The sequence below is a fragment of the Candidatus Caldatribacterium saccharofermentans genome (assembly GCF_050267035.1).
Lineage (GTDB): Bacteria > Atribacterota > Atribacteria > Atribacterales > Caldatribacteriaceae > Caldatribacterium > Caldatribacterium saccharofermentans.
Genome location: NZ_CP187957.1, coordinates 1102512 through 1125465, shown reverse-complemented (window position 1 = coordinate 1125465; position 22954 = coordinate 1102512). Strand labels below are relative to the sequence as shown.

The window sequence follows — 22954 nt, the reverse complement described above, 5'->3', positions numbered from 1 at the left end:
TCCTCCCCTCAGTCGGCAAACTCCACCTTGATGTGCTTCATCTCAAGGTACGAAAGGATACCCTCCGGACCAAGATCAGTGCCAAAGCCGCTCTCCTTCCACCCAGTGTACGGGGCGTAAATGGTGGCAACATCGACGTTGTTGAGGCCAATGTTCCCACACTCAAGGCCAAGGCAGATACGGCGTGCTCTCTCAAGGCTTGAGGTGTACACGTATGCGGCAAGGCCATAGCGGGTCGCATTCGACCAGGCAATGGCCTCTTCAAGGCTCTCAAAGGGCATAATGCCCACCGCCGGGCCAAAGGTTTCCTCCCTCATGATGAGCATATCGTGGGTAACATCAACAACCACCGTGGGTTCGAAGAAGTATCCCTTTGCGTACTGCTCTCCTTCCGGTTTCTTCCCGCCGCAGAGGACCTTTGCGCCTTTGCGCACCGCGTCCTCAATGTGCTCCTTAACTTTCTCCAGAGCTTCAAGGCTCACCATCGGACCAAGGTCAACATCAGGATCCGTGAGGCCGTTGCCAATACGGAGCTTCCTGGTTTCGGCAACGAACTTCTCCACGAAGGTCTCATAGATTGGTTTTTCCACGTAAATGCGGTTCACAGAGTTGCAGACCTGCCCCATGTTCCGGAAGGACCGCCGTACCCCGCCTTTCACAGCCTTTTCAAGGTCGGCATCGGCGCAGACGATAAGCGGGGACTGTCCTCCAAGCTCAAGGGACACCCGTTTCACTCCAAAAGCGCAGTACTCCATGACCTTCTTCCCTGCTTCAGTAGACCCGGTAAAGCTCACCTTCCGGACAAGGGGGTGGAGGATGAGGCTTTTGCCAACGACCGACCCTGCTCCGGTGACACCATTCACCGCACCCTCAGGAAGACCGGCATCAAGGAAACAGGCCAGAAACTTGAGCGGTGAGAGCGGGGTTTCTGAGGGGGGTTTAGCCACCACCGTACATCCTGCCGCCAGCGCTGCAGCAACCTTCCAGGCAAGGAGCTGTACCGGGTAATTCCAGGGGGTAATGGCAGCCACAACGCCAATGGGCTGGCGAATGACGATGCTCTGGAGGTTCGCCTTATCAAGAGGAATGATCTCCCCAAAAACCCGCTTCCCTGCTTCGGCAAAGTACCGCAGAACTTCGGCAGAGCCTTTAACCTCGCTGACTGCTTCCTTCAGGGGCTTTCCCTCTTCAGCAGTGAGGATACGACCGATCTCCTCTGCCCGTTCCTCAACAAGCTGAGCAGCTTTGTGGAGGAAACGAGCCCGTTCAAAGGGGCTGAATCGGGACCACCGTTCGAAAGCCTTCCAGGCTGCCTGGACTGCTTCATCGACCTGTTCCTCTGAAGCCGCCGGGACCCGGGCAATGACTTCTTCTGTTGCCGGGTTGATGACGTCAATGTACTTCCCTGTACCGCTTTCGGTCACGAACTTCCCGCCGATAATCATGCCCTGAACTTCCATCGGTTCACGCTCCTTCCTGCTTGACCTTTCCGGTAACCCAGAGAATGACAAGAGGAAGAATCCCGGTATTGTACGTCACGTGGTACTTCCCAGGCTCCACGTAGAAGGCGTCTCCCTCTTGAATGGGGAACCGCTCATCCCCAATGACCATTTCCCCCCGACCGCTGAGGACAAAGTACACCTCCTCCTCATCCGGGTGGGCGTGTCCTGTGGTTTTGCCATCGGGGTACACAATGGTGTACCCGAGCTTCAGGACCTTCGAGGGCGAGGTTTCCGGGTCAATAAGCCAGTAGGTATCCCGAAGCGTTTCGCCCTTCCTGGCTTTCGCAAAGTACCGGAACGACCGTTCACAGGTGTCCGGGGCTACTTCGTTGATGTTGACGATGTAGGCCATGTGGAACGTCACCTCCCAAGTTCTCAGAGAATCAGATGCTCTTCCTCAAAAACCCGAATGACCGCAGGGGCAAAATAGAGCCACACGGTATCCCCCTCAGCGTACCGCTCTCTGGCAGGAACCACTGCCTTAGCATCAGTTTGCATACTGTCCTCAAGGCGAACCGTAAGCACCGTTTTGTCTCCCTGGAACTCAATGACCTTGACCACTCCGGCAATGGCATTCTCCCTTTGCCGTTCGCGGAAGACCTCAACGTGCTGAGGTCGAACTCCAAGCGTCACTTCCACTCCGATGTACTTTGAGTCCAGGCTACCCCCAAGGGTAAAAACCCTCTTTCCTTCGTCGGTCAAGATAGCCACAGCGCGTTCGTTCTCCACCACCGCCGGAATGAAGTTCATGGTGGGCTCCCCGATGAAATAGGCCACGAATTTGTTGGCCGGGCGGTTCCAGACCTCCTCCACCGTGCCAATTTGCTGGAGTTTTCCCTCGTTGATGATGAGCAACCGGTCACACAGGGCAATGGCCTCCGCCTGGTCGTGGGTAACGTAAATCGTTGTCAGACCAAGCTCGTCATGGAGATGGCGGATGCGGGCCCGAAGTTCGTGACGAACTCGCTGGTCCATGTGCGAGAGCGGCTCATCAAGAAGCGTCACATTGGGTTTCCGCACCAGGGCCCTCGCCAGGGACACCCGCTGCTGAACACCGCCGGCCAGAGATCCGGGGTACTTTTTGAGGTACGGGGTGAGCTCGAGGAGTTCGGCGATGAACTTCACCCGCTTATCCACCTCAGGACCTTTCATGCCCCGAGCCCTCAAGGGAAAGGCAATGTTCTCGTAAACGTTGAGGCGATAGTACAGAGCATAGGATTCAAAAGCCAGGGCAACGTTGCGCTCGGCTGGTCCAAGGTGGTTCACTACTTTTCCGTCGAAGAGAATCTCCCCCCTGGTGATATCTTCAAGCCCTGCGAGCATCCTCAAGGTTGAGCTCTTCCCACCACCTGAGGGACCAAGAATGGCCAGGAATTCCTTATCATGGCAGGTAAACGTGAGATCCTGCACTGCGACAACGTTCCCCCGAGGGTATATTTTCCACACATGGTTGACATCAATCCTGCTCATTGCTCCGAGCTCCCTTCCTTTGCAACTTCCACCGTCTTCCCGTAGAAGAACACCCACTGGGGGTCAAAGTCGAGCCAGACCTCTTCTCCTCTCCCGTACTTACAAAAACCAACCGTTCGGACGTACAGGAAGGTATTGTCTTTGAGCCTGAAAGTGACCACGCTGCTCTCGCTTTCGTGAATGACAGCATAAACAGGAAACCGGAGGGCATTATCCGATGGTTTTTCTCCGCTGAGACGAATATGCTCTGGTCGGATTCCCAGACGGACAACTCGTTTCCCATTTTCCTCCCGGGCCACACTCTCTGCCCTCTCTGCCAGGGTCCCTTCAAGACGCAGCATGAAATCTTCTCCCTTGCAGAAGAAGAGAACACCATTGCGGCTGAGAAGTTCTCCATCAACAAGGTTCATGGGAGGGTCTCCGACGAGTCTTCCAACGAAATCCGTCCTGGGGTAGTAGTAAATTTCTTCAGGCGTGCCTTCCTGCTCCACTTTGCCCCGGCGAAGAACGACCATACGGTCAGAAAGCGCCAGGGCCTCCCGGAAATCATGTGTGACGTAGATAATGGTGCTCCCGTACCGCCGGGCAAACTCCTTAAGAAGCGTCTGCGTTGAAAACTTGAGTTTGGCATCAAGATGGGCAATCGGCTCATCAAGGAGGTATACTTCGGCTCTCCGCACGAGGGCCCTCGCCAGAGAAACCCGCTGTTTTTGCCCTCCACTCAGGTTCTGAGGAAGGCGGTCGAGGAGCCTGTCAATTCCAAGGAATGCAGCAATCTCCTCCACCCGCTTTTTTTCCTCCTCGGGAGTGAGTTTCAACCGCCACCTTGGAGCTCTCAGGGGAAAGGCGATATTTTCATAAACCGTCATGTGAGGGTAGAGGTTGTAGGTTTCAAAAGCCATGGAGACGTTGCGCTCTTGCGGGGGAAGGTCGTTGACCACCCGGTCGTTGAAATAAATTTTCCCTGCAGTCACCGGTTCTATTCCGGCAATCATTTTAAGAATGGTAGTCTTTCCCGCACCGGTGGGACCCAGAATCGAGAAAAACTCCCCTTCCCGACAGGTGAAACTCACCCCTCGAACGGCCATTTTCTTTCCGTACATCTTCACAACGTTTTCCAGCCGGACCTCTGCCATGGGTCATTCCTCTCCTTCCTCTTCCTCCTCTTCCCTGGGGCGTGGACCGTACTTGAGGAGGATGAGCGCAAAGATTGTGGCGACAATTGTTCCCACCCAGAGGGGTATAAACCTCTCCACAAATTTGATCCACAGGAGGTTCACAAAAATCCAGGAAAGGATAGACCAGAAAATCCAGTCGCCAGTACTCATTCGGGGAAGCATTGTCGTCAACCAGCCTTTCTCCATTGGTCTTCAACCCTTCACTGCACCAAAGGTCAGGCCACGAATGATGTACCGTTGCATGAACCATGCCGCAACAAGGGTTGGGAGGATCACAATAGCCGCTCCTGCAGCCATGGGACCATATTGCACCTCAATAGAACCCCAGAATGAGGAAATGAGCACCGTAACCGGTCGAGCGGCAACACGGGTGAAAAGGAAACTGAAGAGGAACTCATTCCAGGACCACACAAGGCAAAAGACCGCAGTCACAGCAAGCCCAGGACGCACGAGGGGAAGAACAATCTTCCGGAAAATATCCACCCGGCTGTACCCGTCCACCATGGCTGCTTGTTCCAGCTCCTCGGGGATTTCCTTAAAGAACCCATAGAGGAGGAAGGTTGCGAAAGAGGTATTGAAATAGATATGAAGAAGAGCCAGGCCAAAACGGGTATCCAGAAACCCGAGATTCCGGTACATGACGAAGAAAGGAATGGCCGCCACCACTCCGGGGAACATTCTCGTGGAAATGGTAGTGAAGAGGAGGTGGCCCTTCCCCGTGTTCCAGCGAGCAAAACTGTAAGCCGCCAGAGAAGAAATCACCATCACCACCACAGTACTTGAGACACTGATGATGACTGTGTTCAGGAAATTGTCCCAGAAGGGGAATTCCCGGAAGAGCCGGTTGAAATTCTCCATGGTAGGCTTGAAAAAAATGAGCTTCCTCGCCTCAGTGGTGAAGATGTCGTTTGGCGACTTAAAAGCCGTGAGGTATATCCAGGCAAGGGGTGCCACGATGACAAAGAGGACGAAAGCCGTAACCAGCCAGAACATCACTTTCCCAAGCGTACTCATGTGACACTCCACCTTCCTTCAGCGTGTGCCCCCAAGGGCTTTCATAAGCATCTTGAACATAATGGCGCACACCGCAATGGTGAGAACCAGCGAAAAGATGGCCATTGTTGAACCGTACCCGATGTCGAAGTACACGAAAGCCGTGCGATACACAATCCAATCAAGGAGCTCGGTCTGTACCCCTCCCCGGGTCGTCCCATAGAGAGGGTCGAAAAGCCGAATCAGCCACATGGTCCGCAGAACAACGATAATCATGATCAGAGGACTCAGCATCGGCAGGGTCAGGCGGCGGAAAGTGTACCAGGGTGAAGCTCCATCCACTTTTGCCGCCTCGAAAACATCCTTGGGAAGACTGCGCAACCCGGCTACCAGGACGAAGGTCGAAAAGGGGAACCACTGCCAGATGGTGATAAAACAAATCGTGTATAAGGCCCGCTGCGGAGACCACCAGTACACCTTGCTCAACCCCAGGGCCTGCAGGATGAGATTCACGGCCCCAAAATCGTACTCAAACATAAAGTTCCAGAGAAGCGAAAGAATCAAGGGAGCAACAAGAAGGGGCAGAAGGGCAAGACCACGGACAATATTTTCACCAGGGAATTCTCGGCTCCACAAAAGAGCAAGACCAAGACCGATGAGAAGTTCACACGATACGCAGATCACAAGAACCTTCAGGGTCCTGTACAGAGCCTCGAGAAACGCCTTGTCATTGAGAAGCTGCCGGTAGTTCTGGGCTCCAACATATATCGCCTCTCCCCGCATCCCCCACTGGTGAAACGAGTAGTACGCACAGTAGAGCAGAGGATAGAGCATGAAGATTGCCAGCACTACAAGGAGGGGAATGAGCAAGGTCCACTTGAAGTACTTTTCGCTGGTGAGCACTTCCCAGATGGTGGGTTTTCTCGCCACCGCATATCCTGCCTGGGCTTCAGAAAAGGTCTCTGTCCTCATCCGTCTCCCTCCACAGAGCCCCAGGGCACGTGCCCTGGGGCTTGAATGTCACTCCTCCCGAATAGGCACAGTATCGAACTTCGAGGTAAGCTCAATGGTCTTGGCCACAAGTTCTTCCACACATTCGTCAATGGTCACTTCTTCTGCCATGGGTTTGTGGAGTACGTTCATCTGCATCTCATACACCTTTCCACCGGCTCTTGTGTTGAAGTACCAGTAGTTGTCCACGTAGGGCGCCTGCTGCTTCCAGATATCCACAAGGTAACTGCACACAAGACCAAGCGGGTATTCAGTCTCAGGAGAGTGGAACTCGGGATCAAGCAGGAGGTCCATACGGGCTGAGAACTGGCCGCCTTCCTTCATAAGAACCTTCTGACAGTCGTAGGAGGCAATGTAGCGGACAAGCCAGTACGCTGCTTCGGGGTTCTTGCTCGCTCTTGCCACGCCCAGAGACCAGGCGCCGGTGTAAGGTTGCCCACCAATGGTGGGGTAGATGCCAAGTTTCCCATCGGGAACTTTCTCCTTAAGGAGATCTGCTGTCCAGGTGAAGAGGCTGGCAAACTGGTGCGGCTGAATAATGGCGAAGCCCTCTCCTTGCTGGGCACAAGCAAAGTCGAAGTTGGCCGTGAGGCACCCGGCAGGGGCAAACTTTAGAAGGTCTTTGTACTGGGCCAAAGCCTGCTTCAGGATGTCTTTGTCCTTCTTAGTGATAACGAATTCCTTGATGGTCCCGTCAGGGTTCCTCACGACTGTTGCATAGTCGCCACCCATGCCCCAGATCCAGCAGCTGATTTCGTCGTTGATCTGGTAGGCACCCGCCATCATGGCCACACCGTAGAGGTCGTGGTCCAGGGTTTTTCCTTTGAGCGTGTCACCCTTCTTGCGGGTGAAGAATTCCGCCTGGTCATAAAGCTCCTTGTAGGTTGTCGGAGGTTTCAGGTCGTATCCATACTTGGCCTTGAAAGCTGCCTGTTCTGTGGGGTCATCGTACACATCCTGGCGGAGGAACATCCCCATATGGTAGGTGTAGAAAGGCAGGACCATCTGTTTCCCATAGGCCTGACCGCACCGCAAAAGGACAGGAGAAATGTTCTGAATATCCTCCCGGAACCCCTCAACGCCCCTGGGGTCGTACTTTGCGGCAAGCTCTTCAAGGTCAAAGAGGTAATCCGACCATTCACAGGTCCACGAGGTCTCGACGTAGACCACATCATAGTACCCTGTTCCAGCCATGAGCTCGACGTTCTCCTTCGAGTACACCACCGGAGAGGCCACGCGCTCAATGTTCACCTTGACCCCTGTTACAGTCTCGAACTGCTTGATGTACTCAATCACTTTGTCCCACGCTGCACCGGTCTCAACAATCATGTTAATGGGTTTTTTGTTCTTAATCTCCGGGATGTCCTTGAGTCCAAACTTTTCCTGTGCCAGAAGGGCAAAAGCACATCCCACAACGAGCATCACCACAAGACTCCCGACTACCAACCCACGGTACCTCATGCTACTCCTCCTTTCCTCCCGGCATTTCCTCAAGTGGCGTCACACGATTAGCAGGACGACCGGAAAATCCATGTTTTGCGCTCCATGACGTCCCTTTTGTGTTTTCCACCTCACCTCCTTTTGTGTTTTCCATCCCCTCAGCATCCTGAGAGGATGCCTTCAATTCTCTCCATCGCCTGAGAGAACTCCTTGAGGTTGTGGGTCTGCGCACTTGAGGCGGCAATGTCCTCCATGGTGAAACCATCAACCTCAAGGCTTCTTCGGGCAAAGTCGAGTTTGTGGAGCTTCTCCTCTGTGGTTTTGGGAACTGCAAAGGGCGCTCTGGCCCGCTCTTTCCGGAGGAGGGTCATGCCCCACTCTAAAGCCTCAGGGTTCATGGTGATGACAAGGGGGAGTTTGGCAAGCTCCTCAAGGTGGAGGTAGGTATTGCCTGGACCTTTTCGGGTGGAGCAGACGAGGACTTTGGCCGGAGCCCCAAGGGCCTCGACTGCATCAACGGCTCTTTTGGCCATGAGGATACCGAAGAAGCGGAGGTCTGCCTCTTCAAGGGTAACACCTCTGGCTTTGGCTTCTTCGGTGAGCTCCGTTGAGGCCTCCCAGCGACCGAGCATCATGGTGATGACCGCCCGCCAGCCGCTGTAGTCAATACCCCGGGCCTTCCCCTTCTCGTACCCCCGCTTCATGGCCTGGGCGACCTGGACCACCTGGGGGACGCAGAAGCAGGAGGTGGCGTTCACCGGAACGCCAAAGCTTACGATTTCCTCCATCACCGCAAGGCCAGCCCTTGTGGCGGGAATTTTCACCATGAGGTTGGGGCTTGTCCGGGAAATCTCCAGGGCCTGGAGGACCATCGTCGCTTCATCGGTGCTCTTCCTTGGGTCAACCTGGAGGCAGACAAAGCCGTATCGGCGGCCTCTGCGGTAGAAGTTGGAGAGGAACTTGTCGGCACCGAGCTTCCCCACCATCAGGTAGAGGTCAAACCACCCAGGATGCGTGTCGGAAAAGAAGACCCGGCCAAGCTCCTGCACTCTGGCAACCACCTGAGGCCGGGACTCAAGGAGCCGAAGGACCAGGGGAGGGTTGGTGGTCACTCCATCGAAGAAGAACACTCCTCCCTCGTTGTGGGACATGAAGCGGCGAAGGACTGAGAGCGTGGCGTCATCGACACCCCTTTCCCTGAGGCTGGCAAGGAAAACCTGGTAGTACCCTGGATGGGCATCCCACCACAGTTCCAGGTCGGGGTTACGTTCTTTGAGCCCTTCAAGGAGTTCTGGCCTTGGGGCGAGTGGTTCCTGGCTCATGGGAAAACCTCCTGAAAGTGTTGAAAATAACATGGAATTTATGAACCGATTAAAGTGTAACCAGTACCCTGATTTTTGTCAAGACTCTGTAGGGAGGACTTTCAAAAAGCCCATGTCGTTGCTCCCCGATTTTACCACCCTCCGCATCTCGCGCAGGGAAGTCCTGGAAAGGTTTGAGGGCTTCACAGCAATGCTACTGATAGCAGACAGGGGTTTTTACCCTCGACATAAAATGTCCAAAAAGCAGGCCCTCCGGAACCATCGACGCCAGAGGAAACGAAGCGATAAGCGGAGCTCTACTCCAGCGAGGGTTTCCTCTCGCGCTTGGCTGCATACATTGCGGCATCGGCCTGCGCGAAAAGGGCCGCAAGGTCAAGAGGTTCCTCCCCGGGCGTCCAGGAAATCACCCCGGCGCTGAAACCAAAAGGACAGGGCAGAAATTTCGTCTTTTCGTCGAGAATCTTCTGAATCCGGGCTATGACCTTTTCGGCTTCCTCACAGCTTGCCCCGGGGAGCAAAAGGAGAAACTCGTCACCTCCGTAGCGGATGAGGATGTCGCTTTTTCGGGACCCTTCACGAAGCGATTCCCCAAGAAGACAGAGCGCCAGATCCCCAAAGCCATGGGAATAGCAATCGTTGATTGCTTTCAGCCCGTCGCAATCAAGGAGAGCAAGAGTAAAAGGTGTACCCTCCCGGTACACCCGCTCAAGGAGGCGAGGAACTTCCCGCTCAAAATATGCCCGGTTGTAGAGGCCGGTCAGAGGATCCCGAAACGACTGCTCCCTGGCAAGACGAAAGCTCCGGTGAATCGCCCAGGCAAGAAGCGACCACCCTAAAATGGCGCACGCGGCGGGAAGAACGGCGCCGAAAAGGACCGGTTCCTCCGTAAACTGGTCGAAGGATTCCGTCGCCACTCCTGACACAAGGAGCCACCACCCCAGTTCCCCAGGCCAGTGTTTGAGAAGCGAAACCAGGGGGAAGGAGAAAAAGACGGGGATGAAAAGCCCAAGAGTCACGACAACGTACACAGGATCCCACCGAACAGGAGGCAGTACCGGAAAGGCCAGAAACCAGAGGAGTGCCTCCCCCAGGATGATGAAAAGCGAAAACATTCCCGGATTTCTGTGCCTCAGGGCCAAAAAGGCGGAAATGGCTTTCCGTAGCCTGTTCGCCATTGTGTCGGCCTTCTTCAAGCACTTTTTCAAAGCTCTATTATACCGCAATTGCTTCTTCAGGGAACTGGAGCGGCTCCAGACCGTTGACTTCCCTGGGCAAGGTCCTATAAACTACTATAACGATAGAAATAATTGCTTTAGGGAGGATATCATGCAGTGTGTCCTGTGCGGGAAGACTGCAGCAGTGAACATCACGAAAGCCCTCTGCAGGGAATGTTTTCTCAAAGACTATGAATCCCGGATCCGGCGTCTCATACAAAGGGAAAAGCTCATCACCTCCCAGGACCGGATTCTTGTGGCCGTTTCAGGAGGAAAGGACAGCTTAAGCTGTGCCCAGGTCCTCCACACCCTGGGGTATTCCATTGCCGTGCTCCATGTGGACGTGGGAGTCGCAGCGTGCACGAACCCTCGAACAAGAAACGTTGTGGAACGCTTCTGTGAAGAACGGGACATCCCCTTCTATTTCCTGTCCTTTTCTGAGTACCTGGGTGTGGACATGGACGAGTTCTTCCGCAAGGCCCGCCGTCCCCGATGTGCGACCTGCGGGATGCTCAAGCGATACGTTTTCAATCGCTTTGCCCGGGAAAATGGGTTCACGAAGCTTGCCACCGGCCACTGTGCGGATGACGTTGCCCGGTATTTCCTGAAAGCCTGGGTTTCGGGAAACAGGGAAAGTTTCCTCTGGCTTGAGAAACTCAAGCCCCTCACGCCCTCGCTGCACCCCAGGGTTGTGGCGCGCATCCGCCCGCTCTTTTTCTCTTTAGAACAGGAGAACTACGCCTACACGAAGTTCAGGGAAATCGTCGTTGCCGGCTGCACCATGTGCTCCTTTTTCCTCCGGAAGGACTCCTGGACGGAAATGCTCCACCGGATTGAGGAAGTGCGTAGAGACTTCGCCCTGGCCATTGCCCGAACTCTTGCAAGGCAACCCGAAAAAGGAGAGGCCAACGACACTTTCCAGGAGTGCCGGATCTGCGGAGAACCGACAAGCAGGGAGATCTGTGCGGTGTGCCGGGTAAGGGAACGGTGTTCCCCTCTTACTCCCACCGGAAGAAGCGGACGGCAAGGAGGAACGACCCAAGAAGCCAGGCAAAAAGAACGAGGAAGTCCACCCTGAGGCCAAACTGGGTGGGAACACCAACAGTGACGTACCGCAGGGCATCGCCAAAATAGCTCAGAGGGAAAAGGCGGACCACAAAGCGCAGCGACTGGGGCATCATCTCCGGAGGGAAGAAAATTCCCGAAAGGAACATCATGGGGAACTGCACCATTTGCACAAGGCCTGAGGCGCTCTCCACTGTTCTCGCAAAAGAGGTGAGGAGATACCCCAGGCTCACAAACGTTGCCGAGCCAAAGAGTACCCAGGAAAGCAGGGGCAGGAGTGCCCCCACATAGCGAACCTGGAAAAATGCCCATCCTGCGGCAAGAATCACCACTGTCTGCAGCAGGGCAATTCCCACCCGCATGGTAACCTCGCTCAAAAGGAGTACGCTCCTTTGAACTGGCAAAGCAGCAAGATACCGCGTGACCTTTTTCTCCCGGAGCTCCACAAAGTCTAAAGACCCAAAAAGCCCAAGCTGCATCAGAGCCATGGCCAGAACCCCCGGAAGGAAGTACTCGATCTGGCGAAACCGCGGAAAAGCCAGCGTTCGTACCGTAACATCGGCAGGAGAAAGCAGACCGTGGCGTTTCAGCTCCTCTTCAAGGAGCACACCCCGCAGCACTCCCGAAAGGAACTGGGCTTTCTCGGCATGCTGCGGTGGAGCCAGAAGGACAATATTCCCTTCCTCGAACGCAACAACGACGTCACGCTGTCCCTTTCTCAAAGCCTCGAGTTCCTCCTCCTGGGAACCCCGGGAAAGCTCCACGCCTTTCACATTCCCAAAAACCGAGAGCACAAAGGACAGACGGGTGTCCTCCACCACTCCAAGCCGCACATCCCAGGAACTCCCGGCATTGCCGAAAATGAGGCCAAAAAGAAACACAAAAAGAACCGGGAAACCAAAAAACCAAAAGAGCGTCATCCGGTCACGGAACGTATTCTTGCTGTGTGCCACAAGGAAAAACCAGAACACCTTCAATCCCGAATCCTCCTCCCCGTAAGGCGCAGGAAGACATCCTCAAGGGTTGCCTCCCGAACGACCACGTTCCGCAGGGAAATCCCCCGAGCCTCTGAGAGCCGGCTGAGGGCCAGAAAGGTCTGCGCAAGGTCCTGGGTGTAGAGGGTAACCACGTCTTCATCCTTCTGTATCCGCGTCACCCCGGGGAGATCCTTAAAAAACGTGGCATCATCCAGCCCAGCAAGGGGGATTTCCAGGGCTTTCTCCCGGAAGTGCTCGGCGATGAGGTCTTTTGGTCTTCCAAGGGCGATGATCCGTCCCTCGTCCATAATGGCCACCCGGTCACAGAGGCGCTCCGCCTCATCGAGATAGTGCGTGGTGAGAAAAACGGTCTTCCCCTCCTCTCGCAGCCGCTCGATAACCTCCCAGAGCCCACGCCGGGATTGAGGATCAAGCCCTGACGTCGGTTCATCAAGGAAGAGCGCCTCCCCATCCCCCACGAGGGCCAGGGCAACGCTCAGGCGCTTGAGCTGCCCACCGCTGAGTTTCTCCACCGGGGATCGGGCCTTATCGGTCAACCCCAAAAGTGCAAGGAGCTCTTCAGGAGACCTGCTTTTCGGGTAGAAGGAACCAAAGAGCCTGAGGGTTTCAAAAACCGTCAGGCGGGGGAAAAGGTGAATACTCTGGAGCTGAACACCAATGCGGGATTTGATGGATAAAGGGTCTTTCTCGGGGTCAAGACCAAAGAGTAAAACCTTTCCCCGGTCACGCCGCAAAAGCCCGATAACCGTCTCAACCGTTGTGGTCTTCCCCGCGCCATTGGGACCAAGAAGGCCGAAAACCTCCCCTGCTGCAACGGTGAAACTCACGCCCCGAACCGCCTGAACCGGACCATAGGATTTGTGGAGGTCCTCAACAAGAAGGACGGCCACTGGATACCCCCTTCGAGGTTGTGTCCTATTCTACCACAACCCCGGGTATTTCGGTTATAATGGAAAATGAAAAGAGGCCGGAAGGTTTCCGGACCTTTGGGTTTGTATTCTGTGCTTCGTCTGGTATCCCAAAAGGGAACTGGAACGGAGGTGAAGACATTGAAGACAAAGGACGTCGTTGTTTCCGCCCTTCTTGCTGCCATTGCTATCGTCCTTGGCGCCACGGGGCTGGGTTTTGTTCCTGTCCCCACTCCTGCTGGTCGGGCTACCATCATGCACATCCCCGCTATCCTTGCCGGGGTTCTTGAGGGGCCCCTTGTAGGGGCGTTCGTGGGGGGTATTTTCGGGCTTTACAGCTTTTTCACCACGGCAGTCCCCTTTCTCCGCGACCCCCTCATCGCCATCGTCCCGAGAATACTCATCGGGGTATGCGCCGCTTTTGCCTTCAAAGCGACAAGAAGTAGCGGTATTGCAGCTATTGTCGGAACACTCACCAACACCGGAGGGGTTCTCGGTCTTGCCGTCTTGCGGGGATACCTCCCCCCGAAAGTTGCCCTGGGGATTGCCGTAACGCACGGGCTGCCGGAAGTTGTGGTCGCCTTTCTCCTTGTGGTGCTCATCACGCGGGGGCTTGTGAAACATTTCCCCCAGCTACGTCTCCACACCCCCGATCATCCGGTTGATGGCAATAACCCCAAGGAGAATCAGTCCCCACAGGGCGCTGGCAAGGTGTGAGCTGAGGCCCAGGAGGTTGAAGCCGGTGGCCACAACCTGGAGGACGGCAATGGACACCACAACCCCGGGGATACGGCCAAAGCCTCCTGCAGGGTCCACACCACCGAGAACACAGGCCAAAACGGTGAGGAGGAGATAGTACTCGCCGTAATCGGCCTGGGCGGCGTTGAAGCGGGCAATCATCACAAGCCCTGCCACACCGGCGAGAAAGCTCGAAAGGAGATAGGTAGCAAAAAGAACCAGGCCATTGTTCACCCCGGCAAAGAGCGTGGCCACAGGGTTTGACCCAAGGAGGTACACATAGGTCCCAAAACGGGTTCGAGCCAAAAGCACAAAGAGGAACACCGCGCAGAGGAAAAAGACCACAAAGGGCATGGGAATCCCAAAAAGTGTCCCGTTCCCAAGGAAGAGGAAGCTCCCGGGAAATCCGGCAATGACATAGCCCTTTGTGAGGACCAGAGAAACCCCGCGGATGAAAATCATGAAACCCAGGGTGGCGATGATAGCCGGGACGGAAACCCAGGCAATGAGGAGGCCCTTGAAAACCCCAAAAGAAAGCGCCATGGCTAAACCAAAAACCATAGCTCCCAGAGGGGGAACGTTCCCCCGGGTCATGGCAATTGCCGCCACAACCCCACAGAGGTTTGCCGTGGCGATAATGGAAAGGTCAATACCCCCTGTGAGCATGGGCGTCATCTGCGCAAGGGTGAGGATACCAAGAAGAGGGAGCTGGAAGGCAATGGACTGGAGGCTATCGGGAGCAAGGAGTCTTCCTTTTGTGAGTATCCCAAGAAGGACAAGGAGGAACACCACCACTACGGCGAGAATCAGAGACTGCGTTTCCCGTCTTCCTCGTGGACGTTTCATACGCCTTTTCTCCGCTTCCGCTCAAGATTCTGCTGATAGGCGCTGAGGGTCGCCGCAAGGACGATGATGAACCCCATGATGACCTGGTGCCAGTAAGCCGAAGCCTTCATGAGGATGAGGCCGTTTTTAATGAAGGCGATGAAGAGCACCCCGAGAACCACTCCAAGGGGTGACCCAGCGCCTCCAAAGACGCTGGCACCACCAAGGATTGCCGCTGCCAAAACGTCAAGCTCCCTCCCCACGATGGCATTGGGCTGAATCATCTGGTTGAGCTCGGCATGGACAAAACCGGCAAGCCCAGAGAGAAAGCCGATATAGCAGTACACAAAAAGCTGGATGCGGAAGATGTCAAAACCGGCCCTTCGGGCGGCCTCGCTGTTTCCCCCCAGGGCGTAGACCTTGCGGCCGATGGGGAGGTATCGCAGCACAAGCCAGGTGACAACGGCAATGAGGAACCACACCACCGTGAAAATCGAGAGCCCGTAATCCACGCCCTTTTCCGAAACAAGCGTCAGCACCTTCAAGCGGGCGAAATCCCGGAAAGGTGCAGGAAAACCGTAAATCCATTTCCCTTTACTTATCACCATCAAAAGACCATAGAAAACGTTGAGGTTCGAGATGGTAATGATGACTGGGTGCACCCGTGTCCGGTTCACCAGAAAGGCGTTGAAGGCTCCCAGGGCAATGCCGATGGGAATGGGGATGAGGAAAGCCAGGAACACGCTCTCTATAGCGTACCGGGTGATGAGCACCCCCATGACGTACTGGGCCACCGTGGCAATGGCGGTGAAGGAAACATCAATACCCCCGGAAATCAAAACGACGAGCTCCCCCAGGGCCACAATGCCCAGAAAGGAGTTATTCCGCAGCACGTCGAAGATATTCTCGAGGGTTGCGAACTTCGGGTTGAGGAGAAAGAGTACAACTGAAAGGACAAGAAGAACACCAACAAGGTATACCTCGGTGCTCCGTACAATTCGCCCAAGCAAGGCCATCGCTCCTATCCTACGATTTCCTGCCGGAGGGCTTCCTCCGTAACTTCAGAGGGCCGGTATTCCCGAACAATTCTTCCCTCCCGCATGACGAGAATCCGGTGGCACACCTTGAGAACCTCGTGCTCCTCATCGGAAATGAAAAGGATGCCGATACCCCGGTCCCGGGCAAGGCCAAGGGCCATCTCGTAGATGCTCTCCTTTGCCGCCACATCCACTCCATGAGTAGGTGTATCGAGAATGAGAATCTTAGGAGCCGTGAGAATCCAGCGAGAAAGAACGACTTTCTGCTGGTTTCCCCCTGACAGCGACCGGACCGGCGCGTCTGCTGCCGGGGCTTTAATGCCGAAGTCCCGAATGGCCCGCTCCGCAACGGCAATTTTCCTTGCGGGGTGGAGAAAGCCAGAGCGGCTCACAAGCTCATTGAGAATCGTTACCGCGATGTTATCAGCGACGGGCTGATCGAGCACCAGCCCCTGGAGGAGGCGATTCTCAGGAACATAACCAATACCGTGGCGAATGGCATCCCGGTTAGAGCGGAAAACGACCTCTCTTCCCTCGAGGAAGATTTTCCCGGAATCCGGAGGACGAAGACCAAAAATGGTCAGAGCTACCTCAGTCCGTCCTGATCCCCGGGGGCCAATGAGGCCGAGGATTTCCCCCTGGTGCAGGGTAAAGCTCACGTCAGCGTACTCCCCTCGCCGGGTCAGGCGTTCCACCCGGAGAATTTCCCGGGTTTCGGGGAGATCAGCCACCAGGGATTCCGTGGTGATTTCCTTTCCCGTCATGAGGAAAGAGAGCTTTGCTTTGGTGAGCTCCCCCTTAGGGAAGGTTCCGACTTTTACACCGTCCCGGAGCACCGTCACCACGTCGCTTATTTCAAGAACCTCATCAAGACGATGGCTAATGAAGACGAAGGCAATGCCTTGAGCCTTGAGTTCCCAAATGAAGCCGAAAAGCCGCTGAACTTCCCGAAAGGTCAAAGAGGAAGTGGGCTCATCGAGAATGATGAGCTTGGCGCTGCTGGCAATTGCCCGGCAGATGGCCACAAGCTGCTGGTCGGCAAAGGGAAGGCGACCCACAATCTCCCGGGGATCGAGCTCCACCCCAAGGCGTCCAAGAACCTCCAGAGCCCGCCGCTCTATGTCCTGCCAGGCCACAAAGGGCCGGTTCCGCTCAATGTACTCATGAGCGAAGATATTCTCCGCTACCGAGAGGTTAGGGAAAAGCGAAAGGTCCTGATGTACCACGTGAATCCCGCGCTTGAAGGCAAGGTACGGCGTGAGGCGGGAGATTTTCTGTCCTTCGATGAAAATCTCGCCCTCCTCCGGCTGCACCACCCCTGTGGCAATCTTCACAAGCGTGCTTTTTCCCGAACCGTTTTCCCCCACAAGACCGTGGACCTCTCCGGGGAGAACGGAAAACTCCACATCCCGCAGTGCCACAACGCCACCGTAGCGTTTGGTGATATGGGCAAGTCGGAGTACAGGGGTTTCCCCGGACATATCCTCACCTCAAAAGAAAGCGCCGGGGTTTTGCCCCGGCGCTTTTCCCTCTCAGAATCCCAGGGCCTCTGCAGCTTCAGCGTTCGGCATGAGCTTAATTTGATTCACACTGATGACTTTGCCCTCAACCTTGATGGGGCCAAGACCCGGGATCTCCATGCCTTCCTTGATCTCCACACCGTCAAGGATTTGCTTGGCAATGTAGACCATGGCGTATCCAGCATCTTTCGGGTCCCAGAGTTGCGCCCAGTCCACAGCCCCGGTCTTGAGGTAGGGCGCAACGGTGGAAGGAATGGCGCTCCCCACAACGATAATCTTGTCTTCCATACCCTTCTCTGCCACGGCCTGCGCAGCACCAATCGGCCCAAGGCTTCCCCACCCGATGACGGCCTTCAGCTGGTCGCCGTAGGTGGTGATGAGGTCAAGGACTGCTGCTCGCGAGTCCTCAACAGACTCAGCGGTGGGAAGGCGTGAGGTGAGTTCCTTCAGGAAAGGATATTTCTCCTTGGCGTAGGCAAGGGCTGTGTCTGCCCAGAAGTTGTGGAGCGGAACGGTAAGGCTCCCCACGAGCATCACAAAACCTGCAGGATTCTCAGGGGTGTATTTTTCGAGTTCCCCGGCCTCCTTGAGCTTTTCCACGATGACATCGATGGGGTTCTTCCCGTACTGGACGCTGTCAATGGTCTCCACGTCCCAATCGATGGCCTCGGTCTCAAAAGGCGATTCATGCGTGATCACCACAATACCTTTCTCCCGTGCCTTCTGGAAGACCGGAGCCAGAGCCTTGGCGTCGTTAGGGACAACACAGACGGCGTTCACACCACGGGTTACAAGGTCCTCCACCATCTGGACCTGGGGAGCAGGATCAGCAGTGGCAGGCCCCACAAGGTACGCATTCACCCCAAGTTCCTTGGCCGCCTGTTCCACACCCTCGGCCATGCGGTTGAACCAGGGGATGCCGGCGATTTTGACGACCACCGCAATCTCATAGGGCTTCTGCGCCCAGGCCACCGAAAAGAGCAACACGGAAAGAAGGAACACCACACTGACCAGCACCGCTCGCCTCATAGTGTCTCACCTCCGCCCGTATTGTAGCAAAAGGAGAGAGAAAAGAGAATGGCCACCTCAAGGTTGTTCTATATCCGGAGCAGAAATAGGGAAACGGCAAAGACGGGTAGAATGTTCACAGAAACCTGCAACAGGCAGGGTAAGCACAAAAAGACGCAGGCCCTTCAACCCCGGAAACTTCAAATTAGGATAGGTTTGGAAGACCCCGTGGGCTCCGGAGTTTGTGGAAAGGATTCGGAAACTCTGGAAGGAATTTTCCTCCCTGGAGGAAGAAAGGCTTTCCGTCTTCCTCGATTTCCCTTACGAGCCCGGCAGATTTTACTGTAATGCGGTACCACATGTCTTCTTTAGACGCACACTCTTGCCCTCTTTGTCCACCATACTAAACCCCCGAAGGAAAGAGACCCCATACACTGCGAGAAAAGCAGGAACTCAGAGAGGAATGAGACAAAGAGCCGAGAAGGAAAACGTGTTTACTCATAGGTAGGCTACAAACTACGGAGGGATAAAGAGTGTTGTCTCTATTACTGTCGTTTCAATCCCTCATAGGTAGGCTACAAACAGGATGTCATCGCGGGAGTAGCGCAAGAGAAGCCTCTGTTTCAATCCCTCATAGGTAGGCTACAAACCCACACGGAATGTTTTAAGGGTTTTCCGTGACTTCGTTTCAATCCCTCATAGGTAGGCTACAAACGCAGCAGGTCGCTTTTTACGAGAAGCTCACCGAGAGTTTCAATCCCTCATAGGTAGGCTACAAACCCCTTTTCCCACTGTGTCAACTCATGCATGCGTCACTGTTTCAATCCCTCATAGGTAGGCTACAAACCAACAGCTTCACGGCGAACGTGTACTACGTTTTCCAGTTTCAATCCCTCATAGGTAGGCTACAAACGCCACAGTCAGAGCGCATTTTCCCCGCAGAGATGAGGTTTCAATCCCTCATAGGTAGGCTACAAACTCCCAAACGGCATCTACACCATGAAAGCACCTGACGCGTTTCAATCCCTCATAGGTAGGCTACAAACTTCTTTTTCGTTTATTACTATGTTTTTCATTTTATTAGTTTCAATCCCTCATAGGTAGGCTACAAACGATGATGCAAGAGCTCAGATAATCCCTGGTTTGTGTTGTTTCAATCCCTCATAGGTAGGCTACAAACCCTCTCCGCCACTTTCTCGGTCCACTTTCCTTTATCGGTTTCAATCCCTCATAGGTAGGCTACAAACCTTCCCATCGTCCCTCTTGTGTACAAGGTGTACTGCATAGTTTCAATCCCTCATAGGTAGGCTACAAACAAATCACGTCTGCAATAAGCCCACCGGCTTCAGCAATAGGTTTCAATCCCTCATAGGTAGGCTACAAACACTGCACGAGACCCCTCAAGGGGCACGGACACAACCGTTTCAATCCCTCATAGGTAGGCTACAAACGCATAGCTCGCACAGAATCGAGCTATGCCTGGAATTAGTTTCAATCCCTCATAGGTAGGCTACAAACCCGTTTTATGGGCTTAAAATAAGGATTTCTAAAAAGACCATCTTCACCTGTCAAGGTACGCCTTATGTCAAGGAAACCACAACTCTTCCTCTCTGTCAAGAGGTTCGGGGAAATTTCGTAAAGTGTCGTCGATCTCCAGGGGTTTTTGCACTACCGGAGGTCGACGACACTCTCTCTTCTGCGCCCTGCTCAGAACGAACGCAATCCCTGGTGGAACAAAGGATTGGGAAATGCGAAACAGAGAGTCTGGGGGAGAAAAACGCAGTGTGTTCATGCACCACCGACGGAAGAACGAAAAGGAGCGCAACAGCAGGTTGATTTCGACCGGCCGGTCGACTACAATGGTAGCAACGTACCAGAAAGGAAGAGCACGAACCATGAAAGCCGGACGTGTCACAGATTTCACCCGGGGGAGCATCCCCCGTCACCTCATCGTTTTCTCCATTCCCATGCTCCTTGGGAACCTCCTGCAGACCCTTTACAACACCGTGGACAGCATCTGGGTCGGGAGGTTCCTCGGGCCCGAAGCTCTGGCAGCAGTCTCGGTGAGTTTCCCCATTGTCTTTCTCCTTGTGGCTTTCACCACAGGCTTGAGCATGGCAGCAGGCGTCATGGTTGCCCAGTACTTTGGAGCCGGAAAAGAAGAGGAGGTGCGACGAACCGCTACAGCCTCCACAGTCCTCCTTACCCTTCTTGGCACTGGTGCCATGGTGGCTGGGCTCGTGCTGCACCGGGCATTGCTTTCCCTCATCCGCACACCCTCAGGTATTTTTGAACTTGCTACATCCTACCTCTTCTTTTTCCTCCTCGGCCTTCCTTTCATGTTCCTCTACAACAACATCGGGAGCGTCCTCCGGGGTGTTGGGGATTCGAAAACACCGCTTCTGCTTCTTGTGTACGCCACACTCCTCAATATCGTCCTTGACCCCCTCCTCATCCTTGGGATTCCTCCCTTCCCGCGCCTTGGCGTGGCCGGGGCGGCTATTGCCACCACCGTAAGCCAGGGGTTTTCAGCAATCCTGGGAACAGTCATTCTGAAGCGAGGAGGGTTTTTCGTCTTCAGGCGGTCCCACCTCATCCCCTGTCCTCCGTTTGTGCGGACAATTTTTCGGCTCGGACTCCCTGCGGGTCTCCAGCAAACTATCGTCTCTTTGGGGCATCTTGCCATGATGTCCATTGTGAACGGCTTCGGCAAAACCGTTGTGGCTGCTTTTGGCGCCGCCACCCGGGTGGACCAGTTCTCTTTTCTCCCCGCCCTGAGTTTCAGCCTTGCCATATCGTCGCTTGCTGGGCAGAACGTAGGAGCCCAGAACTTCACAAGGGCACGGGAGGTCGCCCGCTGGGGAGCCATTGTGGCCGCCTCATTCGCCCTTCCCGTTTCCTTCCTCGTCTTTTTCCTCGCCCCTCAGCTCATCCGGATTTTCACCACCGACCCCGAGGTCATCCGCATTGGCATCGAGTATCTCCGCATTGTGAGCTTCTCGTACGTCCCCTTCGCCCTGATGTTTGCCTACAACGGTTTTCTCCGGGGCGCAGGCGATACCTTCCAGACCATGGTAAACACTCTGCTCACGCTCTGGCTTGTGCGCATCCCGGTGGCAAAGCTTCTGTCCCTGACCTCCCTTGCCGAGCGGGGCATCTGGGTAAGCTTTGTTGCTGGGCCTGTGGCGGGATACCTCATCGCCTACCTGTACTACGCAAGCGGCAGGTGGGAGAGTAAGGCTATCGTTCGGAAAGACCGAGAATCCTTTCAAGAAGCGGCATGTTGAGGTGCGCGGCGCAGCAATCCGCAAGGCGATCGAGCTCTGCCTCTATGAAATCTCTCCAGGAAGGGCCCTGTGCCTTCCCAGGCGGAAGGCCCCGGAGTTTCCGAACGTGGTTGAGGAAGGCCCGCCGGAATGCTCCCTCGTCGAAAAGCCCGTGGAGGTAAGTGCCAAAGACCTGGTCCTTTTGCACGACGCCTTCAGGGAACACTGTGCCTTCCCGCTGGAGGAGGAAAAACGGTTCGCGGGAAGAGGTGAGGAAGCTTCGTCCATGGTGAATCTCATACCCTGTGACCTGTACCCCAAAGCGAGGAGCATACCCCAAAGCCCAGCCCAGGACTTTCTCCCGCTCAAGAACGGTCTCAAGGGGGAGAAGCCCAAGGCCCTGGATCTCTCCTTTTTCCTCAATTCCATGAGGATCCCGCACTACTTCACCGAGCATCTGGAATCCCCCGCACACCCCAAGCACCACACCCCCCTGCGCCAAAAACCCCGCAAGCCTTTCCCCGAAAGAAGCTTCCTGAAGCAGGCGGAGATCGTAACAGGTGTTCTTCGTCCCCGGAAGAATGAGAAGGTCGAAAGTTCCAAGGTCTTCGTGGGGAAAGACGAAACGAATGTACACGTCGTCCTCGAGCTCTAAAGGCCTAAAATCCGTGAGATTTGCAGCGTGAGGAAGCTGCACCACGCCAACCCGAAGCATTCCCGGCCGGTACGGCCTGGTTCTAAAGGTGAAATTCAGGCCGTCTTCGTCATCAAGCCTCAGGGAGAGATACGGCAAAACCCCAAGGACCGGGACCCCCGTAAGGCGCTCGAGCTCCCGAATCCCAGGCTCAAGAACCTCCCGGTTCCCCCGGAATTTGTTGATTATAAATCCCTGGAAGTACCCCCGGTCTTCCTGAGTAAGTGCCCAGGTTCCGTACAAAGCAGCGAATACCCCACCCCCCTCAATGTCCCCCACAAGGAGCACAGGGATGTGGAAATGGCGGGCAAGGCTCATGTTGGCAAGATCTCGTTCCCTGAGATTGAGCTCTGCGGGGCTCCCCATACCCTCAACGCAGACGAGGTCATATTCGGCAAGGAGAGAGGAAAGGCTCTCCACGATGGCATCCCAGAACACCTCTTTGGGGAGAGGAGCAAAGGGCGTGGCCTTCCCCCAGACTTTCCCCAGAAGGACGACCTGGATTGACCCCCCTTCCGGTTTGAGGAGCACCGGGTTCATACGGGCATCTGGAGGGATTCTTGCCGCCTGGGCCTGGAGTATCTGCGCACGGGCGATTTCTTCTCCTTTCGGGGTCACTCCGGAATGCAACGACATGTTCTGAGCCTTGAAGGGGGCACACCGCAGGCCCTTCCGGGTGAAATACCGCAAAAGCCCTGTCACAAGAAGGCTTTTGCCCACGCCCGAGGCTGTTCCCTGAACCATGAGAAGGTGAGGCATTCTCTT

At 55.1% G+C, this 22954-nt stretch carries 20 protein-coding genes and 1 CRISPR repeat array; of the genes, 3 read left to right on the top strand and 17 right to left on the bottom strand.

Annotated features, from left to right (window positions below; translation table 11 throughout):
* Window positions 1–8 precede the first annotated feature (8 nt).
* The 10 genes from ACPT9Q_RS05695 to ACPT9Q_RS05650 all read right to left on the bottom strand — a co-directional run bounded on the left by ACPT9Q_RS05695 (window position 9) and on the right by ACPT9Q_RS05650 (window position 10091).
* On the bottom strand, window positions 9–1460 hold the full coding sequence (locus tag ACPT9Q_RS05695; RefSeq protein WP_427366681.1) for an NAD-dependent succinate-semialdehyde dehydrogenase: 1452 nt from the start codon (window positions 1458–1460) through the stop codon (window positions 9–11).
* Between the two features lie 4 nt (window positions 1461–1464).
* Complete coding sequence (locus tag ACPT9Q_RS05690; protein WP_427366679.1) at window positions 1465–1854, bottom strand: dimethylsulfonioproprionate lyase family protein; 390 nt, start codon at window positions 1852–1854, stop codon at window positions 1465–1467.
* A gap of 23 nt (window positions 1855–1877) precedes the next feature.
* Window positions 1878–2972: an ABC transporter ATP-binding protein gene (locus tag ACPT9Q_RS05685; protein ID WP_427366678.1), complete on the bottom strand. Its 1095-nt coding sequence runs from the start codon at window positions 2970–2972 to the stop codon at window positions 1878–1880.
* The gene (locus tag ACPT9Q_RS05680; protein WP_427366677.1) at window positions 2969–4108 is read right to left on the bottom strand and encodes an ABC transporter ATP-binding protein; all 1140 of its coding nucleotides are present in this window, start codon (window positions 4106–4108) and stop codon (window positions 2969–2971) included. The genes ACPT9Q_RS05685 and ACPT9Q_RS05680 overlap by 4 nt, the downstream gene beginning before the upstream one ends.
* Before the next feature lie 3 nt (window positions 4109–4111).
* A complete protein-coding gene (locus tag ACPT9Q_RS05675; RefSeq protein WP_427366675.1) occupies window positions 4112–4336 on the bottom strand; it encodes a hypothetical protein in 225 nt (74 codons plus the stop codon).
* 6 nt (window positions 4337–4342) lie between these two features.
* The gene (locus ACPT9Q_RS05670) at window positions 4343–5164 is read right to left on the bottom strand and encodes a carbohydrate ABC transporter permease (RefSeq protein ID WP_427366674.1); all 822 of its coding nucleotides are present in this window, start codon (window positions 5162–5164) and stop codon (window positions 4343–4345) included.
* 18 nt (window positions 5165–5182) lie between these two features.
* The gene (locus ACPT9Q_RS05665) at window positions 5183–6115 is read right to left on the bottom strand and encodes an ABC transporter permease subunit (protein WP_017873461.1); all 933 of its coding nucleotides are present in this window, start codon (window positions 6113–6115) and stop codon (window positions 5183–5185) included.
* 48 nt (window positions 6116–6163) lie between these two features.
* Window positions 6164–7615: an extracellular solute-binding protein gene (locus tag ACPT9Q_RS05660; protein WP_017873462.1), complete on the bottom strand. Its 1452-nt coding sequence runs from the start codon at window positions 7613–7615 to the stop codon at window positions 6164–6166.
* Window positions 7616–7752: 137 nt separating this feature from the next.
* On the bottom strand, window positions 7753–8916 hold the full coding sequence (locus tag ACPT9Q_RS05655; RefSeq protein ID WP_427366671.1) for a transaldolase family protein: 1164 nt from the start codon (window positions 8914–8916) through the stop codon (window positions 7753–7755).
* 296 nt (window positions 8917–9212) lie between these two features.
* Window positions 9213–10091: a GGDEF domain-containing protein gene (locus tag ACPT9Q_RS05650; protein WP_427366669.1), complete on the bottom strand. Its 879-nt coding sequence runs from the start codon at window positions 10089–10091 to the stop codon at window positions 9213–9215.
* A 151-nt stretch (window positions 10092–10242) separates the two neighbouring features.
* Here ACPT9Q_RS05650 and ACPT9Q_RS05645 point away from each other — a divergent pair, with 151 nt between their 5' ends.
* Window positions 10243–11208 carry an ATP-binding protein gene (locus tag ACPT9Q_RS05645; protein WP_017874271.1) on the top strand — a complete coding sequence of 322 codons (966 nt, stop codon included), beginning with the start codon at window positions 10243–10245 and terminating at the stop codon, window positions 11206–11208.
* On the opposite strand, the gene ACPT9Q_RS05640 is transcribed toward ACPT9Q_RS05645, so the two are convergent.
* Both ACPT9Q_RS05640 and ACPT9Q_RS05635 read right to left on the bottom strand, forming a co-directional pair.
* Window positions 11129–12166, bottom strand: a complete 1038-nt coding sequence (locus ACPT9Q_RS05640) for an ABC transporter permease (RefSeq protein WP_427366725.1) — start codon at window positions 12164–12166, stop codon at window positions 11129–11131. The two genes, ACPT9Q_RS05645 and ACPT9Q_RS05640, sit on opposite strands and share 80 nt — an antisense overlap.
* A 2-nt stretch (window positions 12167–12168) precedes the next feature.
* Window positions 12169–13083 (bottom strand): ATP-binding cassette domain-containing protein, encoded by a 915-nt coding sequence (locus ACPT9Q_RS05635; RefSeq protein WP_427366667.1) that lies wholly within the window; start codon window positions 13081–13083, stop codon window positions 12169–12171.
* A 150-nt stretch (window positions 13084–13233) separates the two neighbouring features.
* Here ACPT9Q_RS05635 and ACPT9Q_RS05630 point away from each other — a divergent pair, with 150 nt between their 5' ends.
* Window positions 13234–13818, top strand: a complete 585-nt coding sequence (locus ACPT9Q_RS05630; protein ID WP_427366666.1) for an ECF transporter S component — start codon at window positions 13234–13236, stop codon at window positions 13816–13818.
* Here ACPT9Q_RS05630 and ACPT9Q_RS05625 read toward each other — a convergent pair.
* The 4 genes from ACPT9Q_RS05625 to ACPT9Q_RS05610 are packed head-to-tail and all read right to left on the bottom strand — an operon-like array spanning window position 13735 to window position 18250.
* Window positions 13735–14685, bottom strand: a complete 951-nt coding sequence (locus tag ACPT9Q_RS05625; protein ID WP_017874047.1) for an ABC transporter permease subunit — start codon at window positions 14683–14685, stop codon at window positions 13735–13737. The genes ACPT9Q_RS05630 and ACPT9Q_RS05625 overlap by 84 nt on opposite strands.
* Window positions 14682–15674, bottom strand: a complete 993-nt coding sequence (locus ACPT9Q_RS05620; RefSeq protein ID WP_427366665.1) for an ABC transporter permease — start codon at window positions 15672–15674, stop codon at window positions 14682–14684. Before ACPT9Q_RS05620 ends, ACPT9Q_RS05625 begins: the two co-directional genes overlap by 4 nt.
* A gap of 11 nt (window positions 15675–15685) precedes the next feature.
* Window positions 15686–17182 (bottom strand): sugar ABC transporter ATP-binding protein, encoded by a 1497-nt coding sequence (locus ACPT9Q_RS05615; RefSeq protein ID WP_427366664.1) that lies wholly within the window; start codon window positions 17180–17182, stop codon window positions 15686–15688.
* A gap of 51 nt (window positions 17183–17233) precedes the next feature.
* Window positions 17234–18250, bottom strand: coding sequence for a substrate-binding domain-containing protein (locus ACPT9Q_RS05610; protein WP_427366663.1), 1017 nt, complete (start codon window positions 18248–18250; stop codon window positions 17234–17236).
* Window positions 18251–18782: 532 nt separating this feature from the next.
* Window positions 18783–19747: direct repeats of the CRISPR family, unit length 30 nt; unit sequence GTTTCAATCCCTCATAGGTAGGCTACAAAC.
* A 377-nt stretch (window positions 19748–20124) separates the two neighbouring features.
* Between ACPT9Q_RS05610 and ACPT9Q_RS05605 the strand changes: the two genes are divergently transcribed.
* Entirely contained in the window at window positions 20125–21516 is a 1392-nt protein-coding gene (locus ACPT9Q_RS05605) for an MATE family efflux transporter (RefSeq protein WP_427366662.1), read from the top strand.
* Here the strand turns inward: ACPT9Q_RS05605 and ACPT9Q_RS05600 are convergent.
* On the bottom strand, window positions 21470–22948 hold the full coding sequence (locus ACPT9Q_RS05600) for a cobyric acid synthase (RefSeq protein WP_427366661.1): 1479 nt from the start codon (window positions 22946–22948) through the stop codon (window positions 21470–21472). The two genes, ACPT9Q_RS05605 and ACPT9Q_RS05600, sit on opposite strands and share 47 nt — an antisense overlap.
* Between the last annotated feature and the right edge of the window lie 6 nt (window positions 22949–22954).

Excerpts from the sequence above, each read along its gene's own strand:
- ACPT9Q_RS05625 (WP_017874047.1), bottom strand. The coding sequence starts at position 14,685 with ATGAAACGTCCACGAGGAAGACGGGAAACGCAGTCTCTGATTCTCGCC.
- ACPT9Q_RS05690 (WP_427366679.1), bottom strand. The coding sequence starts at position 1,854 with ATGGCCTACATCGTCAACATCAACGAAGTAGCCCCGGACACCTGTGAA.
- ACPT9Q_RS05695 (WP_427366681.1), bottom strand. The coding sequence starts at position 1,460 with ATGGAAGTTCAGGGCATGATTATCGGCGGGAAGTTCGTGACCGAAAGC.
- ACPT9Q_RS05610 (WP_427366663.1), bottom strand. The coding sequence starts at position 18,250 with ATGAGGCGAGCGGTGCTGGTCAGTGTGGTGTTCCTTCTTTCCGTGTTG.
- ACPT9Q_RS05605 (WP_427366662.1), top strand. The coding sequence starts at position 20,125 with ATGAAAGCCGGACGTGTCACAGATTTCACCCGGGGGAGCATCCCCCGT.
- ACPT9Q_RS05670 (WP_427366674.1), bottom strand. The coding sequence starts at position 5,164 with ATGAGTACGCTTGGGAAAGTGATGTTCTGGCTGGTTACGGCTTTCGTC.
- ACPT9Q_RS05685 (WP_427366678.1), bottom strand. The coding sequence starts at position 2,972 with ATGAGCAGGATTGATGTCAACCATGTGTGGAAAATATACCCTCGGGGG.
- ACPT9Q_RS05665 (WP_017873461.1), bottom strand. The coding sequence starts at position 6,115 with ATGAGGACAGAGACCTTTTCTGAAGCCCAGGCAGGATATGCGGTGGCG.
- ACPT9Q_RS05680 (WP_427366677.1), bottom strand. The coding sequence starts at position 4,108 with ATGGCAGAGGTCCGGCTGGAAAACGTTGTGAAGATGTACGGAAAGAAA.
- ACPT9Q_RS05650 (WP_427366669.1), bottom strand. The coding sequence starts at position 10,091 with ATGGCGAACAGGCTACGGAAAGCCATTTCCGCCTTTTTGGCCCTGAGG.
- ACPT9Q_RS05600 (WP_427366661.1), bottom strand. The coding sequence starts at position 22,948 with ATGCCTCACCTTCTCATGGTTCAGGGAACAGCCTCGGGCGTGGGCAAA.
- ACPT9Q_RS05615 (WP_427366664.1), bottom strand. The coding sequence starts at position 17,182 with ATGTCCGGGGAAACCCCTGTACTCCGACTTGCCCATATCACCAAACGC.
- ACPT9Q_RS05645 (WP_017874271.1), top strand. The coding sequence starts at position 10,243 with ATGCAGTGTGTCCTGTGCGGGAAGACTGCAGCAGTGAACATCACGAAA.
- ACPT9Q_RS05655 (WP_427366671.1), bottom strand. The coding sequence starts at position 8,916 with ATGAGCCAGGAACCACTCGCCCCAAGGCCAGAACTCCTTGAAGGGCTC.
- ACPT9Q_RS05660 (WP_017873462.1), bottom strand. The coding sequence starts at position 7,615 with ATGAGGTACCGTGGGTTGGTAGTCGGGAGTCTTGTGGTGATGCTCGTT.
- ACPT9Q_RS05675 (WP_427366675.1), bottom strand. The coding sequence starts at position 4,336 with ATGGAGAAAGGCTGGTTGACGACAATGCTTCCCCGAATGAGTACTGGC.